We start from the raw sequence: 18,486 nt of genomic DNA on the forward strand, positions 1-18,486 counted from the left end.
AACGCCGACAGCCCCTGAACGGCCCCGTCGCGATCCGACGCGACAACCACCGCCCGGTGCGCCAGGCTTGAGCGGCTCGTCACCAGCGAGAGGCCGACGTCGGCGCTCCGCAGGTCGGAGCGGCCTTCGACATGGGCCAGCAGCCGCGCCGCCTGACCCCGCAGCGCCGCCTCCGTCCTACCCGACAGCACCCACGGCACGGCACCCGGCTCCGCCACCGGCCCGTCAAACACCGGCAGTTCAGCAGGCTCGGCCTGCTCAAGCACCACATGCGCGTTGGTGCCGCTGATCCCGAAGGCCGACACACCCGCCCGGCGCGGCCGGCCCGTGGCCGGCCAGTCAGTCCGCTCGGTCAGCAGCTCGACCGCACCCGCCGACCAGTCCACGTGCGAGGACGGCTCGTCCACATGCAGCGTCTCCGGCAGCACGCCGTGCCGCATCGCCATAACCATCTTGATCACACCCGCCACACCCGCAGCCGCCTGCGCGTGGCCGATGTTCGACTTGATACCGCCGAGCAGCAGCGGCTGCCCGGCCGAGCGGCCCTGTCCGTACGTTGCCAGCAGGGCCTGCGCCTCGATCGGGTCACCCAGCGTCGTACCGGTGCCGTGGGCCTCCACCGCGTCGACCTGGTCGGCGGACAGCTGCGCGTTTGCGAGGGCCGCCTTGATGACCCGCTGCTGGGAGGGGCCGTTGGGGGCGGTGAGCCGGCTGCTGGCGCCGTCCTGGTTCACCGCGGTGCCGCGCACCACGGCCAGGACCTCGTGTCCGTTGCGGCGGGCGTCCGAGAGGCGTTCGACGAGGAGGACACCGACGCCTTCGCCCCAGGAGGTGCCGTCGGCCGCCTCGGCGAAGGGCTTGCAGCGGCCGTCCGCCGCGAGCCCGCGCTGGCGGGAGAACTCGGTGAACAGGCGGGTGGTGGGCATGACGGCGACGGCGCCCGCGAGTGCCATCGAGCACTCGCCGGCGCGCAGCGCGCGGACGGCCAGGTGCAGGGCCACCAGGGAGGACGAGCAGGCGGTGTCGACCGTGACGGCCGGGCCCTCCAGGCCGAAGGTGTAGGCGATACGGCCGGAGAGCACGCTGACGGCGCCGCCGGTCAGCAGGTGTCCCTCGGTCTCCTCGGACTGCCGGGCGAGGGAGCCGTAGTCGGTGTCGGCGCCTCCGACGAAGACTCCGGTCTCGCTGCCGCGCAGTGTCGCGGGGTTGATCCCGGCCCGCTCGATGGCCTCCCAGGCGGATTCCAGCAGCAGGCGCTGCTGCGGGTCCATCGCCAGGGCTTCGCGCGGCGCGATGCCGAAGAGGTCCGCGTCGAAGCCGCCCACGTCGCTCAGGAAGCCGCCGTGGCGTACGTAACTCCGGCCGGGTGTGCCCGGGGTGGGGTCGTAGAGCGACTCGGTGTCCCACCCGCGGTCATCCGGGAGCTCCCCGATGGCGTCGGCGCCGTCGGCGACCAGCTGCCACAGCTCCTCCGGGGAGCTGACACCTCCCGGGAAGCGGCAGGCCATGCCGACGATGGCGATCGGCTCGTTCTGCCTGGCCTCGACGGACTCCAGCCGCTGCCTGGTCCGCCGCAGGTCGGCGGTGACCTTCTTGAGGTAGTCGCGGAGCTTGTCTTCGGAGGAGCTGGCCATGGGTGGGAAACCTCGCAGTTCGGAAAGGGCGTCTCGATCGGCTGGGCTTGGTCAGGCGAGGCCGAGTTCTTTGTCGATCAGGTCGAACATCTCGTCGTCGGTCGAGGCCGCGAGGTCGGCGGCGTCGCCGGCCTCCTCCGGCTGGTCCTCGTCGACGTCGTCGAGCTTCCATTGGAGTGACTTGAGCCGGGTGATCAGCCGCGCTCGGACATCGGCGTCCAGCTCGAACATCGAGACCGCCGTTTCGAGGTCTTCGAGCTCGGCGAACACCGGTGCGGCAGGGGCCGTGGCGGAGTCGGCACCCGGTTCCGTCCCGAGCTCCGCGCCGAGTGCCGTGCGGAGGTGGCGGGCCAGTCCGGCCGGGGTCGGGTGGTCGAAGATCGCTGTCGTCGGCAGCCGCAGACCGGTCTCGGCGTTGAGGCGGTTGCGGAGCTCGACGGCGGTCAGTGACGACATGCCGAGATCGAGGAACCCGCGTTCGGCTTCGATCGCCTCGGCGGATCCGTGGCCGAGCACGGTGGCGACATGGCCGATGAGCAGCTGGAGCAGCACGCTCTCCTGCTTCGCCTCGCTCAGCCCGGTCAGCTGCTGCCTGAGCCCCTGCCCGGCGGGAGTGTCCCGCGGGGCAGGACCGGTGGCGACGGCGTCGGTCACCGACCGGCGCAGCGAGACCTGCTGGTTCGTCGCCAGTTTGCGCAGCAGGGAGGGCACTTCGCCGCTTGAGCCGAGTGTCCGCAGGTCCAGTCGGACCGGGACCAGCAGCGGGCTGTCCACACCTGACGCCGCGTCGAGCAGGCCGAGTCCATGACCGGCCGAGAGCGGCAGCATTCCGGAGCGCGCGAAGCGAGCAAGATCCACGCGGTCCAGCGTGCCTGTCATTTCACTGGAATCTCCCCAGTATCCCCACGCCAGCGAGACCGCCGTCAGTCCCTGTGCGCGGCGGTGGTGGGCGAGGGCGTCGAGGAAGGAGTTGGCCGCCGCGTAGTTGGCCTGCGCCAGACCGCCGACGACTCCGGCGAAAGAGGAGAAGAGCACGAAGGCCGACAGGTCCGAGGTGCGGGTGAGTTCGTGCAGGTTCCATGCGGCGTCCACCTTGGGGCGCAGCACCCGCTCGACCTGTCCGGCCGTCAGGTTCTCCAGGAGCCCGTCCTGGAGCACGCCGGCCGCGTGCACCACCGCGGTCAGCGGGTGCTCGGCGGGGATCCTGCCGAGCACGTCCGCGAGTTGGTCCCGGTCGGCGGCGTCGCAGGCGACGACGACAGCCCGGGCGCCCATGGCCGCGAGTTCGTCCCTGAGCGTTTCGGCTCCGGGGGCGGCGATGCCCCGCCGTCCGGTCAGCACGAGGTGGCGTACGCCGTGGCGGGCGACGAGGTGCCGGGCGAGGAGGCCGCCGAGGGTTCCGGTGCCGCCGGTGATGAGCACGGTGCCGTCGCCGGCGGCGTCCCATCGCCATACGGGTGCGGTCGGCCGCTCGTCCGCCCGGTTGACCCGGAGCAGTCGGGGAACGGTCACCGTTCCGGCGCGGACGGCCAGTTGGGACTCCCCTGCGGCGACGGCGCCGGCCGTGGCCGTGGTGAGGGCCGCCTCGGACGCCTCGTCGCCGTCCAGGTCGACCAGCAGGAAGCGGCCGGGGTGCTCGGACTGGGCGGAGCGGATCAGGCCCCATACGGCGGCGTCGGCCAGGGCGGGGGCCCGGACTTCGTCGTCCGGGCCGGTGGCGACTGCGCCCCGGGTCACCAGGACCAGGCGCGAGGCCGCCAGGCGGGCGTCTCCCAGCCACTGCTGGGCGAGGTGCAGCAGCTCCTGTACGCAGCGGTGCGTGGCGGCGGCTCCGTCAGCGGCCGTGGCGGGAGCGAGGCTCAGCACGACGGTCTCGGGTGCCGCGGCCACCGTTCCGGAGTCGAGGGCTGTGCGGAGGGCGGGCAGGTCCTGGAACTCCTGGACCTGCACGCCGGTGTGCTCGACGGCCGCTGCCAGCCGGTGGTCGCCGCCGAGGACGGCCCAGGCTCCGGTGGGCCGGTACGTGCCGCCGGAGTCCGTCGGCCGGATCCACTCGACGTGGAAGAGCGCGTCGCGTCGTGCGGCTCCGGCTGCGGTGAGCCGTTCCTCCGGGACCGGTTGCGTGGTCACGGAGTCGATCGTGAACACGGGGGCGCCCGTGCGGTCCGTGGCGGTCACTGCGAACGTGCCGTCCGGCACGGGAGTGAGCCGCACACGCAGTCGGGTGGCTCCGGTCGCGTGGACCGACAACCCGCGCCAGGCGACGGGCAGTTCGGGGGTGCTGTCGGCGGTCGCCAGGGCGAGGACGGGCTGCAGCAGGGCCGGGTGGACCCTGAAGCGGGCCGCGTCCGCCTGTGCGTCCTCGGTGAGCATCACCTCGGCGAACATCTCGCCGTCTCGCTGCCAGAGAGCCCGCACGGTCCGTAGCAGCGGGCCGTGGTCGTGTCCGTGCTCGGCGAGCCTCTGGTACAGCGGCTCGATGTCGAGCGGGTGGGCGTCTCGCGGCGGCCAGTCCTGCCGCTGCGCCGGGTCGGGGATGCGTGCGGTGGCTGCGAGGGCCCCGGTGGCGTTGCGGGTCCACACCGTGTCGGCCGCCGCTCCCGTGGCGCGCGAGTACACGGCGATCGGGCGCAGGCCGGTGTCCTGGGCCGGGGCGCCGACGGTCACCTGGATGTCGACCGTGCCGTCCTCGGGGAGGACCAGCGGCATGAGTTCGGCGAGTTCGTCGACGACTTCGCAGCCGCTCTCGTCGCCCGCGTGCACGGCCCAGTCGGCGAGGACGGTGCCCGGCACGACCGCCGAGTCCAGCACCCTGTGTTCGGCCAGCCAGGGCTGTGTGTCGAGGCCGATCGCTCCGGTGAGGACCACCGTGTCGTCGCTCGCCAGGCGGACGACCGTGGTCAGGCCGGCCGGATCGGCCTGAGAGCTCCGGCCGTCAGTCCCGGGAGCGGCTTCCAGCCAGTAGCGCTCGCGCTGGAAGGCGTAGGTCGGCAGGTCGACCGGCCGGCCGCCCTCGACGGTGTTGCGCCAGTCGACGCGTACGCCGTGCACATGGGCCTCGGCCAGGGAGGTCAGCAGGCGTTCCCGTCCGCCGTCGTCACGGCGGACGGAGCCGATGGCGACGGCGTCGGCCTCCACGGCGGCGATGGTGTCCTCGATCCCCGGGGTGAGGACGGGGTGCGGGCTGGACTCGATGAAGACGTCGTGGCCCTGCCGGAGCAGTGCCCGCAGCGACTCTTCGAGGCGGACGGTGCGGCGCAGGTTCTCGTACCAGTAGCTCGCGTCGAGCCGGGTGTCGCGGTCGAGCCAGTCGCCGGTCACGGTGGAGAAGAACGGGATCCGGCTCTCGTGGGTTTGCAGGCCGGCGAGGTCTGTCAGGAGGGTGTCGCGGATCCGCTCGACCTGGGCGGAGTGTGAGGCGTAGTCCACCGGGATCTTCCTGGCCCTGACGCCGTCCCGGGTGTATGCGGCGATCAGTTCGTCGAGCGCGTCCGGCTCGCCGGAGACGACCACGCTGGAGGGTCCGTTGACCGCGGCGACGGAGATCCGGCCTGCCCAGTGCCGCAGGCGCGTCACGACCTCGTCGTGCGGGGCCGCCACCGAGACCATGCCGCCGTGGCCGGAGAGGCCGTCGGCGATGGCCTTGCTGCGGACGGCGACCACCCTGGCCGCGTCGGGCAGCGAGAGCGCACCGGCGACGCAGGCCGCCGCGATCTCGCCCTGGGAGTGGCCGAGCACCGCGGCCGGCTGCACGCCGTGGGCCCGCCACACCTCGGCCAGTGCGACCATGACCGCCCACAGTGCGGGCTGGGCGACGTCGACGCGCTCCAGGTCGGGTGCTCCCTGCGCGCCGCGAAGTACCTCGCGCAGCGACCAGTCGACCCAGGGTGCGAGTGCCTGCTCGCACTCGGCGATGCGGTCGGCGAACTCCGGTGAGCTGTCGAGCAGTTCGACGCCCATCCGGGCCCACTGGGAGCCCTGCCCCGGGAAGACCAGGACGGCCTTGCGGTCCCGGCCCGCGCTGTGGCGGCCGTGGACGACGCCGGGGGCCGGGGTGCCTTCGGCGAACGCACGGAGTTTGGAAAGCAGTTCGTCGTGGTCGGCGCCGATCACGACCGCACGGTGTTCGAGCGTGGAGCGCCTGGTGACCAGGGACGCCGCGACGTCGAGCGGTGCGGGCGCGGCGGCGGACGGCGCGTCCAGGTGGGCGAGCAGCGCCCGGGCCTGTCCGCGCAGTGCTCGTGCGCTGCGGGCGGACAGCACCCAGGGCACGGGGCGCGCCGGTACCTCCTCGCCGGGGGCGGCATCGGCTCGCGGGGCCCGGTCTTCCGGCTCCTGTCCCTGCGGGGCCTGTTCGAGGATGACGTGGGCGTTGGTGCCGCTGATGCCGAACGAGGACACTCCGGCCCTGCGGGGCCGCTCGGTCCGCGGCCAGGCGGTCTGCTCGCCGAGCAGGCTGACGGCTCCCGAGGACCAGTCCACGTGCGGGGTGGGGGCGTCGATGTGCAGGCTCCTGGGCAGCACTCCGTTGCGCATCGCCAGCACCATCTTCATCACCCCGGCGACACCGGCGGCGGCCTGGGCGTGCCCGATGTTGGACTTGATGGAGCCCAGGTGCAGCGGGTGGCCCCCCGCGCGGTCCTGGCCGTAGGTGGCCAGCAGGGCCTGTGCCTCGATCGGGTCGCCGAGGCGGGTCCCCGTGCCGTGCGCCTCCACCGCGTCGACCTCGGCGGCCGAGAGGCCCGCCGCCGCCAGGGCCTGACGGATCACCCGCTGCTGCGCGGGGCCGTTGGGCGCGCTCATCCCGTTGCTCGCCCCGTCCTGGTTGATCGCCGAGCCGCGCACTACGGCCAGGACCTGGTGTCCGTTGCGCAGCGCGTCGCAGAGCCGTTCCACCACGAGCAGGCCGACGCCCTCGGCGAACCCGGTGCCGTCGGCGGCCGAGGCGAAGGGCTTGCAGCGGCCGTCGGCCGCCATCCCGCGCTGGCGGGAGAAGTCGACGATGATCGCCGGGGACGACATGACGGTCACGCCGCCGGCGAGCGCCAGCGAGCACTCGCCCTGGCGCAGCGACTGCACCGCCAGGTGCAGGGCCACCAGTGAGGAGGAGCAGGCCGTGTCGACCGTGACCGCGGGGCCCTCCAGGCCGAGTGAGTAGGCGACCCGGCCGGAGACCACGCTGGCCGCGTTGCCGTTGTTGACGTATCCCGCGAGCTCGTCCGGGATCTCGGTGACGCGGGCCGTGTAGTCGCTGGAGGAGAGTCCGGCGAACACACCGGTCCGGCTGCCGCGCAGTGCCTTCGGGTCGATCCCGGCCCGCTCGGCCGCCTCCCACGCGGTCTCCAGCAGCAGTCGCTGCTGCGGGTCCATCGCCAGCGCCTCGCGCGGGGAGATCCCGAAGAAGTCGGCGTCGAACTCGGCCGCGCCGTAGAGGAATCCGCCCTCCAGGGTGCGGGAGGCGTCCGGGTGGTCGGGGACGGCGTCGTACAGCCGGTCGAGGTCCCAGCCACGGTCGGTGGGGAAGCCGGCGATGGCGTCGGTCCCGGTGGACAGCAGCGTCCACAGGTCCTCCGGCGAGCGGACGCCGCCGGGGTAGCGGCAGGCCATGCCGATGATCGCGACCGGTTCGTCGGTGGTGGCCGTCGGCGCGGTCGGCACTGCCGGTTCGCCGCCGTCGTCGCAGAGCCGTCCCTTGAGGTAGTCGGCGAGCGCGGTCGGCGTCGGGTAGTCGAAGACCAGGGTGGCCGGCAGGCGCAGTCCGGTCCCGGTGGCCAGCCGGTTGCGGAGCTCCACCGCGGTGAGCGAGTCGAAGCCCAGGTCGCGGAAGGCCCGACCGGCGTGGACGAGGCCGGCGCTCGCGTGGCCGAGCACGGTGGCGGCGTGCGTGGTGACGAGGTCGAGTACCAGGGCGTGGCGTTCGGCGGCGGGCAGCTCGGCCAGGCGCCTGCGCAGTCCGTCGGTGCCCGAGGCGTGCTGCGCGGCGTCGACCGTGCGACGGGCAGGGCCGCGCAGCAGCGCCCGCAGTACGGCGGGGACGGCCGACTGCTCGCGGGAGCGGAGCGGGGCCAGGTCGAGCCGGACGGGCACCAGCAGGGACCGCCGCGCCGCCAGCGCGGCGTCGAAGAGGGCGAGGCCGTCGGGGGTGGACAGGGCAAGGCCGCCGCTCTGCCTGGCCCTGGCGAGATCGGCGTCGTCCAGGTGCCCGGTCATCCCGCTGGCCTGGGCCCACAGGCCCCATGCCAGGGAGGTGGTGGGCATCCCGTGGACCCGGCGGTGCTGGGCGAGCCCGTCCAGGAAGGTGTTCGCCGCCGCGTAGTTGGCCTGGCCGGCCGAGCCGAGGACGCCCGCCGCCGAGGAGAACAGCACGAGGTCGGCCAGGTCGAGATCCCGGGTCAGCTCGTGCAGGTGCCAGGCGGCGTCCACCTTCGGACGCAGGACGGTTCGCAGGCGTTCGGGCGTGAGGGAGGTGAGCACGCCGTCGTCGAGTACGCCCGCGGCGTGCACGACGGCCGTCAGCGGGTGTTCCTCGGGGACGGATGCCAGCAGTCGGCCGGCCGCGTCCCGGTCCGCCATGTCGCAGGCGGCGAGGGTGACGGTGGCGCCGTGTTCGGCCAGTTCGTCGCGGAGCGCCTGCGCACCGGGGCTGTCCTGGCCCCGGCGGCTGGTGAGCAGCAGGTGGCGTACGCCGTGCTCGGCCACCAGGTGACGGGCCAGCAGACCGCCGAGTTCGCCGGTGCCTCCGGTGATCAGAACGGTTCCCTCGGGGTCCCAGGCGCGCGGAACGGTGAGGACGACCTTGCCGACGTGGCGTGCGTGGGAGACATGGCGGAACGCCTCCCTGGCGTGGTGAATGTCCCAGGCGGTGACCGGCAGCGGGTGCAGCAGGCCCCGTTCGAAGAGGTCGACCAGCTCCGCCAGCATCTGCCGGATCCGTTCGGGGCCCGCCTCCTTCAGGTCGAAGGCGCGGTAGCCGGCGCCCCGGTGGGTCCTGGCCACCTCGTCCGCGTCACGGATGTCCGTCTTGCCCATTTCGATCAGACGGCCGCCGGGCCGCAGCAGCCGCAGCGAGGCGTCCACGAACTCCCCGGCCAGGGAGTTCAGGACGACGTCCACGCCCCGGCCGTCAGTGGCCGTGCGGAAGTGCTCCTCGAAGTCGAGGGTCCGGGAGGAGGCCAGCCGCTGCGCGGGCCAGCCTTCGGCGCGCAGCAGCTCCTGCTTGTGCTCGCCCGCGGTGCCGTAGACCTCGGCGCCCCACAGACGGGCCAGTTGGGTGGCGGCCATTCCGACGCCGCCCGCGGCGGCATGCACCAGGACCGACTCGCCCTCGGCGAGGGCTGCCAGGTCGCGCAGCGCGTAGTACGCGGTCAGGAAGACCACGGGGACGGAGGCCGCCTGGGCGAAGGACCAGCCCTGCGGTATCCGTACGAGGACCCGGTGGTCGGCGACGGCCTGGGTGCCGAACCCGCCGGGCACCATGCCCATCACCCGGTCTCCGGGCGCCAGTGCGGTCACGCCGTCGCCGGTCTCGGTGACCACTCCGGCGGCCTCGGAGCCGAGGAACTCCGCTCCGCCGGGGTACATGCCCAGCGAGTTGAGGACGTCGCGGAAGTTCAGGCCCGCCGCCCGTACGTCCAGCCTGACCTGGCCGGGCTCCAGGGGTGCCGCAGCCTCGGGGCAGGGCAGCAGCGCGAGGTTGTCGATGCTGCCCTTCTCGGGGATCTCCAGCCGCCACGGCATCGCGCCGGTTGCGGGCACCGTCAGCGCGCCGGCGGCGTGCGTCCGTGCGAGCCGGGGCACGTGGGCGGTGCCCTGACGCAGTGCCAGCTGGGGTTCGGCCGTCTCGACCGCGCCGGGCAGGGCCTGCCAGGAGGCGGGGTGGCCGTCGATGTCGACGAGGACGATGCGGCCCGGGTTCTCGGTCTGCGCCGAACGGACCAGGCCCCAGAGCGACGCACCGGGCAGGTCCCGGACGTCCTCACCGGGGTCGGCGGCCACCGCCCCGCGGGTGACCAGCACGAGCCGGGTGGCGGCGAAGCGGTCGTCGGCGAGCCAGGTCCGGAGCAGCGCCAGGACGCGCTCCAGCGCCCCGGAGGCCGTCTCGGGGAGCGAGGAGCCCGCTGCGGGCTCGGGGTGGGCCGCGAGCACCACGACCGCCGCGGGTGCGCCGTCGGCGGCAGGCGGGTCCAGATCCTCCCAGCTGCTCAGGAGCACCCCTCCCTCGGCGAGGGCCGCCGTCGCCGAAGTGTGGTCGCCGCCGAGCAGGGCCCAGCGGGCCGGCTCGGTCGCGGCCCGCTGGGCCGTGGGCAGGGCCGTCCACTCCAGTCGGAAGAGCGCGTCCCGGACCGCGTCCGATGCCCGGTCGAGCGATCCGGCCGCGACCGGCCGTACGACCAGCGAGTCGATCGAGGCCACCGGACGACCGCTCGGGTCGGCCATGAACACGGACACCGCGTCAGGACCGGTCGCCGACAGGCGGACCCGCAGCGTGGTGGCCCCGGTCGCGTGCAGCGAGACGCCCGTCCAGGAGAACGGCAGCCGGGTGGGACCGTCCTCGTCGCTGCCGGGCGCGAGCCTGGAGGCGTGCAGCGCGGCGTCCAGCAGCGCCGGGTGCATCCCGAAGCGGGCCGCGTCCGGCTGCGCCTGATCGGGCAGGACCACCTCGGAGTACACGTCCCGGCCGTGCCGCCAGGCCGCCCGCACGCCCTGGAAGACCGGGCCGAACTCGTAACCGTTCTCGCGCAGTTCGCCGTAGAAGTCCTCCACGGCGACCGGCCGGGCGCCCTGCGGTGGCCAGCTGCCGAGCTCGTCCGGTGTCTCGGCCGAGGACGCGCCGAGCAGACCGGTGGCGTGCCGGATCCAGACCTCGCCGCCTTCGACGGCCTCGGCCTCGGCCGAGCGCGTGTGGAGGGTCACCGGCCGCAGGCCCGACTCGTCGGGCGCGGAGACGGCGATCTGCACCTGGATCTCACCGCGCTCGGGCAGCAGCACCGGCGCGTGCAGGGTGAGTTCCTCCACCCGGCCGCTGCCGAGTTCGTCGCCGACCCGGATCACCGCCTCCACCAGGGCCGCGCCCGGGACGATCACGGTGCCCGACACCGCGTGGTCGGCGAGCCAGGGATGGGTGCGCAGCGACCAGCGGGCCGTCGCCACCAGGCCGTCCCCGCGGGCGAGTTCCACCGAGGCGCCGATCAGCGGGTGGTCGAGCGAGCCCAGCCCCGCCGAGGCCACGTCGCCGGCCGCTTCCACCGGCCGGGGCCAGTACCGCTGGTGCTGGAACGCGTACGTCGGCAGCTCGGCCCGGCGGGCCGGCACGGCCGCGAAGAACACCTCCCAGTCGACGCGGGTTCCGTGGTTGCGGGCGTCCGCGAGGGAGAGGAGGAAGCGCTCGAGGCCGCCTTCCTCGCGCCGCAGTGTGCCCGTCGCGGCAGCCGGCGTGCCGACGGCCTCCACCGTCTCCTGCACGCCGGTGGTCACCACCGGGTGCGGGCTGACCTCGATGAACACCCGGTAGCCGTCGGCGAGCAGCGCGCGGGTGGCCTGTTCGAACCGAACCGTGTGGCGCAGGTTGCGGTACCAGTACGCGGCGTCCAGCCCGGCCGTGTCGATCGGGGCGCCGCCGACCGTGGAGTAGAAGGGGATGTCCGCCGACCGTGGCGCGATGGGCGCCAGCACCGTCAGCAGTTCCTGTTCGATGCGCTCCACCTGGGCGGAGTGCGAGGCGTAGTCCACCGGCACCCTGCGGGCGCGGATCCCGTCGCGCTCGCACGCGGCGATCATCTCGTCGAGGGCGTCCGGCTCGCCCGAGACGACCACGCTGGAGGGTCCGTTGACGGCGGCCACCCAGAGGCGCTCGCCCCAGGGCAGCAGGCGGGTCGACACGCGCTCGACGGCGTCCGAGACCGAGACCATCCCGCCCAGACCCGCCAGCACGGTCAGGGCCCGGCTGCGCAGGGCGACCACGCGGGCGGCATCGTCCAGGGAGAGGGCGTCGGCCACGCAGGCGGCCGCGATCTCGCCCTGGGAGTGGCCGACCACGGCGGCGGGCTCGACACCGTGCGCCCGCCACAGCTCCGCGAGGGAGACCATCACGGCGAACAGCACCGGCTGGACCACATCGACCCGCTCCAGTGACGGTGCGCCGGGAGCGCTTCGCAGCACGTCGAACAGCGACCAGTCGGTGTACTGCGCGAGGGCGGTGGCGCACTCGCGCATCCGCTCGGCGAAGACCGGTGAGGTGTCAAGGAGTTCGAGTGCCATCCCGGTCCACTGCGAGCCCTGGCCCGGGAAGACGAACACCGTCTCGCCCTGGCCCTCGAAGAAGCCTTCGCGCACGCCGGGGAAGGGCTGCTCCTCTGCCAGCGCGTCCAGTCCGGCCAGGAACCCGTCCCGGTCGGCCGCCACGACGGCGGCCCGCCGGTCCATCGCGGTCCGGGTGGTCGCCAGCGCGTACGCGATGCCGGTGAGGTCCGGTTCGGCGTCGGCCCGCACCTGCGCGGCCAGCCGCCGGGCCTGCTCGCGCAGCGCCTCGGGGCTCTTCGCCGACAGCACCCAGGGGAGGACGGTCGGAGCGGAACCGCCCTGAACCGCGGCACTTTGAACCGCGGCGGGCTCCGGCTCGGGGGCGGCCTCAAGGATGACGTGGGCGTTGGTGCCGCTGATGCCGAACGAGGAGACGCCGGCCCGGTGCGGCCGGTCCGCTTCCGGCCATGCGCCCGGTTCGGCGAGCAGCTCAATGGCGCCCGCGGACCAGTCGACGTGCGGGGAAGGTTCGTCGATGTGCAGGCTCCTGGGCAGCACACCGTGCCGCATCGCCAGCACCATCTTCATCACTCCGGCGACACCGGCGGCCGCCTGGGTGTGCCCGATGTTCGACTTCACCGACCCGAGCAGCAAGGGGTGTCGGCGGTCCTGCCCGTAGGTGGCCAGCAGGGCCTGCGCCTCGATCGGGTCGCCCAGCCTGGTACCCGTGCCGTGGGCCTCCACCGCGTCCACGTCGGCCGTGGTCAGGCCCGCATCGGCCAGGGCCTGGCGGATGACGCGCTGCTGTGAAGGACCGTTCGGGGCCGTCAGGCCGTTGCTCGCACCGTCCTGGTTCACCGCGCTGCCGCGCACCACGGCCAGCACCTGGTGGCCGTTGCGCCGGGCGTCGGACAGTCGCTCCACCAGCAGCAGGCCCACCCCCTCGGCCCAGCCCGTGCCGTCGGCCGCCGCCGCGAACGGCTTGCACCGCCCGTTGGGGGCCAGGCCGCGCTGCCGCGAGAACTCCACGAAGATGTTCGGTGTCGACATCACCGTCACACCGCCGACCAGCGCGAGGGAGCACTCCCCGCGCCGCAGCGACTGGGTGGCCAGGTGCAGCGCCACCAGTGACGACGAGCAAGCCGTGTCGACCGTCACCGCCGGGCCCTCGAAGCCGAAGGCGTAGGACAGCCGGCCGGAGACCACGCTCGCCGCGTTGCCGGTCAGCAGATAGCCGGTGACCTCCTCGGCGGTCTCGTCCAGGATCGTCCGGTAGTCCTGGAAGTTGGAACCGACGAAGACCCCGGTGGCGCTGCCGCGCAGCGTGTCGGGAGCGATCCCGGCGCGCTCGACGGTCTCCCAGGCGGTCTCCAGCAGCAGCCGCTGCTGCGGGTCCATCGCCAGCGCCTCGCGCGGGGAGATCCCGAAGAAGCCCGCGTCGAACCCGGCCAGGTCCGTGATGAAGCCGCCCTCGCGCACATAGCTGGTGCCCGGGTGGTCCGGATCGGGGTCGTACAGCCCTTCGGTGTCCCAGCCCCGGTCGGTGGGGAGGGAGGAAATGCCGTCCACGCCGCCCGAGACGAGCTCCCAGAACTCCTCCGGTGTGGTCACTCCCCCCGGGAAGCGGCACGCCATCGCCACGATCGCGATGGGGTCGTCGCCGGCGGCGGCTGAGGCCGTGGCCGGCAGGAGTGCGGCCGCGGAGCCCTGGCCGCCCAGCATCCCGGTCTGCAGGTGCTCCGCGACGGCGGCGGTCGTCGGGTGGTCGAACAGCAGCGTGGCGGGCAGGCGAAGGCCCGTCACCGCCGCAAGCCGGTTGCGCAGCTCGACCGCCGTCAGCGAGTCGAATCCCAGCTCCCGGAACGCCCGGCTGACATCGACGGTGTCGACGGAGGCGTGCCCCAGCACCATGGCGACCTCGGCCCTCAGCAGGTCGAGGAGGACACGGCCCTGCTCGGCCGCCGACAGCCCGGCCAGGCGCTCCCGCCAGGGCGAGGAGCCGCCCCGCACGCCCCCCGCGATCGCACCCGCACCCTCCAGGACCCGGCCCACCTCGGGCAGTTCACCGATCGTCGGGTTGGGCCGCGCCGCCGTCAGGACGGGGGCGAGCGCGCTCCAGTCCAGGTCGGCGACGGTCACACAGGTCAGGTCCTGGGCAACCGCCCGTTGCAGGGCGGCGATCGCCAGATCGGGGGCCATCGGCACGATGCCGCCACGGCGCATCCGGTCGGCCGGCATACCGGTGCCCGCCGCCATGCCCCGGTCGGCCCACGCTCCCCAGGCGATGGAGGTCGCCACCGAACCCTCGGCCCTGCGCTGCTCGGCGAGGGCGTCCAGGAAGGCGTTGGCCGCCGCGTAGTTGGCCTGCCCGGCGTTGCCCAGCACGCCGACGATCGAGGAGAACAGCACGAACATGGCCGGCTTGTGCCCGCGGGTCAACTCGTCGAGGTTCCTGGCCGCTTCGGCCTTCGCCCGCAGGACGGTGTCGAAACGCTCGACGGTCAGCGACTCCAGCACACCGTCGTCCAGCACACCCGCGGCGTGCACCACACCGCTCAGCGGGACGTCCGCCGGAATCCCGTCGAGCAGCCGTGCGAGCGCATCCCGGTCCGCGACGTCGCAGGCCGCCACCGTGACCCGGGCCCCGAGGGCCGTCAGCTCGGCCTCCAGCTCGGCCGTTCCTTCGGCCGTCCCACCGCGCCGGCTGACGAGCAGCAGATGCTCGGCGCCGGCACCCGCCAGCCAACGCGCCACCCGCGCGCCCAGCGCACCCGTACCGCCGGTCACGAGCACGGTTCCGCGCGGGGCCGTCCAGCTGTCCGCCGCACCGCCTTCGGCCGGGATCCGCACGATCCGGCGGGCGAATACACTCGAACCACGCACCGCGATCTGGTCCTCGGCCGCGCCCGCGCCCGCGAGCACACCGGCCAGCCGGGAGGCGACCCGGCCGTCCAGCACCGGCGGCAGGTCGATCAATCCGCCCCAGCTCCGCGGGTACTCCAGCGCGGCCACCCGGCCCAGGCCCCACACCTGAGCCTGAACGGGACCGGTCGGCGCGTCCGAGCGGTCGACCGACAGCGCTCCCCTGGTCACGCACCACAGCGACACCTCGGCAGCTGCCTGCTCCAGGGCCTGGAGCAGCTCGCCGGTGGCGGCCAGGCCGCGCGGCACTGCCGAGAACCCGGGGTGCGGCCGCTCGTCCAGCGCCAGGAACGACAGCACGCCGACGACCGGCTGCCCGGCCAGAGCCTCACGGACCCGGTCCGCCATCGTGCCGCTGCCGTCGGCCTCGGTCGGCGAGAGCACAAGGCGCTCGGCCTGCACTCCCCGGCCGGCCAGGCCGTCCAGCAGAGCCGCGACCCAGTCGTCGTGCGCCGCGCTGTCCGGGACCAGGACCAGCCAACGACCCGCTGCCACCGCGTCCGTGACGCCGCTCGCCGCGGTCCAGGTCGTCCGGTAGCCCCAGCCGTCCAGCGTGGACTGGACCCGTCGCCGGGCCCGCCACGACGCCAACGCCGGGAGCAGGCTGTCGAGCGAGGCCTCGGCGGCCTCTCCCTCGATCCCAAGTACGGCGGACGCCGCCCGCAGATCCCCGCGCTCGACCGCTTCCCAGAAACCGGCCTCCACCGCGTCCACCACGGGAGGCAGTTCACCGGTTTGCGCACCCAGCCCATCGGCGGGCAGCCAGAACCGCTGATGCTGGAAAGCGTAGGTGGGCAGGTCCACCTGGCGGGCGCCGGTCCCGGCGAACAGCGTGGTCCAGTCCACCTTCACCCCGTGGACGTGCAGTCGCGCCAGCGCATGGAGGGCCGTCGTCTCCTCGTCCCGCTCCTTGCGCAGCACGGGAACGAGCAGCACGCCCTCGTCGGCGAGGGATTCGGCGGCCATCGCCGACAGGACGCCGTCCGGGCCCAACTCCAGGAACCGGGCCACACCCTGTCCGGAGAGCCACTCGACACCGTCGGCGAACCGCACTGCCTCGCGGACGTGGCGCACCCAGTAGTCCGGGGAGCGCAGTTCCTCGCTGGTGGCGAGTGCACCGGTCAGGTTGGACACCAGGGGAATGGTGGGCGCCTGAAACGACAGGCCCTCCAGGACCCGGCCGAACTCTTCGAGCATCGGGTCCATCAACGGCGAGTGGAACGCGTGCGAGACCCGCAGCCTCGACACCTTACGACCCTGTGCCTCGAAGTGGGCACGGATCGCCTCCACCGCCTCCTCGGCACCGGAGACCACCACCGACGACGGGCCGTTGACCGCCGCGACCGACACCAACTCACCCAGCAACGGCAGAACTTCATCCTCACCGGCCTGAACCGCGAGCATCGCCCCACCCGCCGGCAACGCCTGCATCAACCGACCCCGAGCCGCCACCAACGCACACGCGTCCGCCAGCGAGAACACCCCGGCCACATGCGCCGCAGCCACCTCACCGATCGAATGCCCCGCCACGAAGTCCGGCCGCACACCCCACGACCGAACCAGCCGGAACAGCGCCACCTCGACGGCGAACAACCCCGCCTGCGCATAGACGGTCCGGTTCAGCAGACCCTCGTCCTCACCCCAGACAACCTCACGCAACGGCCGGTCCAGATGCTTCTCCAGCCCCGCACACACCGCATCGAACGCCTCCGCGAACACCGGGAACCGCCCGTACAACTCCCGACCCATACCCAGCCGCTGAGACCCCTGACCCGAGAACAGGAACGCCACGGGGGTCTTGGCGGCCACTGCCGCGACGAGTGCGGCGGCGGTCCGGCCCTCTGCGAGGGCGTCCAGGCCCTTCAGGAGCTCCTCGCGATCGTCGGACGCCACTGCGGCGCGGTGCTCCATGAGAGCCCGGCCGGTCGCCAGGGAGAAGGCGATGTCCGTCGGGGCGAGCTCGGCGCGCGTCCTGACGTGCGCGGCCAGCCGCCCGGCCTGGGCACGCAGGGCCTCCTCGTTCCTCGCCGACAGCAGCCACGGCAGCACCGCCGCCCGGGCGTCCGAGGACTCCCGCTCGGGGACGGCCCCGGGCTCGGTCTCCGGCGCCTGCTCGATGATCACATGAGCGTTGGTCCCGCTCACCCCGAACGAGGAGACGGCCGCCCGCTGCGGCCATGCGTTGTCCGGCCAGGCGGTCTGCTCGGTGAGGAGTTCCACCGCCCCCACCGACCAGTCGACGTGCGGCGACGGCGCGTCCACATGCAGCGTCCTCGGCAGCACACCGTGCCGCATCGCGAGGACCGTCTTGATCACGCCGGCGACACCGGCCGCAGCCTGCGTGTGACCGATGTTCGACTTCAACGACCCGAGCAGCAACGGGCGTTCGCGGTTCTGCCCATAGGTGGCCAGCAGGGCCTGCGCCTCGATCGGGTCGCCGAGCCGGGTGCCGGTGCCGTGCGCCTCCACCACGTCGACCTCATCGGCCGACACCCCGGCGTCGGCCAGGGCCTGACGGATGACGCGCTGCTGCGAAGGACCGTTGGGCGCGGTCAGCCCGTTGCTCGCACCGTCCTGGTTGACCGCTGTACCGCGCACCACGGCCAGCACCCGGTGACCGTTGGCGCGGGCGTCGGACAGCCGTTCCACCAGCAGCACGCCGGCGCCCTCGCTCCACGCGGTGCCGTCGGCCGCCGCCGCGAACGGCTTGCACCGGCCGTCCGGGGCGAGCCCGCCCTGACGAGAGAACTCCACGAACATCTGCGGCGTCGACATCACCGTCACGCCACCCACCACCGCGAGAGCGCACTCCCCGCGCCGCAGCGACTGCACCGCCAGGTGCAGGGCCACCAGCGAGGACGAGCACGCCGTGTCCACCGTCACCGCCGGCCCTTCCAGGCCGAGCACATAGGAGATCCGGCCGGAGGCGACGCTGACGGTGTTTCCGGTCAGCAGGTGGCCCGCGACCTCGTCCTGCCGCAGCCCGGGAGCCGAGGAGGCCGAGTCGTACCCGCCATGACCGGCGCCGATGAACACTCCGGTCTGCGTGCCGTGCAGCGACTCGGGCGGGATACCGGCCCGCTCGACCGCCTCCCAGGCGGTCTCCAGCACCAGCCGCTGCTGCGGGTCCATCGCCAGCGCCTCACGCGGCGAGATCCCGAAGAACCCGGCGTCGAAGTCGCCCGCGTCATGGAGGAAACCGCTCTCGCGGGTGTAGGTGGTCCCCTGGCGCGAGGGGTCCGGGTCGAACAACGCGTCGAGGTCCCAGCCGCGTTCGGTCGGGAAGCCCGAGACCGCGTCGGTCCCGCCGATGAGCAGTTCCCACAGCTCCTCCGGAGACCGGACCCCTCCCGGGTACCGGCACGCCATCCCGACGATGGCGATGGGCTCCCGGCTCTTCTCACTGACCTCCCGCAGCTGTTCGCGAGTCTCGTGAAGGTCTGAGATCGCCCGCTTCAGGTAGTCGCGGAGCTTCTCCTCGTTCGACATCAGGATGTCAACCTCTCGGGGTGAGATGCCGGGAATGCCGGTCGGGAAAGGTCCTGCGGCGCGGTCCGACCCGTGTCCCGCCCAGTCTGGCCACTGCGGACTCCGGTTTTCCCTAGAGACGGGCACGAACAAGGCGCACCGGACACCCTGGGGTGCCCGGTGCGCCCGGTCCTCGATCTTTCGGTACGTCGGTCAGTGCGTG

Annotated in this window: 2 protein-coding genes; both read right to left on the reverse strand. The window is 73.4% G+C overall.

The features are described from left to right. Positions 1–1,634: beta-ketoacyl synthase N-terminal-like domain-containing protein (locus P3T39_RS33755; RefSeq protein WP_280703096.1), on the reverse strand; the 1,634-nt coding region annotated here is incomplete at its 3' end. Positions 1,635–1,685: 51 nt separating this feature from the next. Then, entirely contained in the window at positions 1,686–18,284 is a 16,599-nt protein-coding gene (locus P3T39_RS33760) for a type I polyketide synthase (RefSeq protein WP_280703097.1), read from the reverse strand. Between the last annotated feature and the right edge of the window lie 202 nt (positions 18,285–18,486).

The sequence above is a fragment of the Kitasatospora sp. GP82 genome (assembly GCF_029892105.1).
Lineage (GTDB): Bacteria > Actinomycetota > Actinomycetes > Streptomycetales > Streptomycetaceae > Kitasatospora.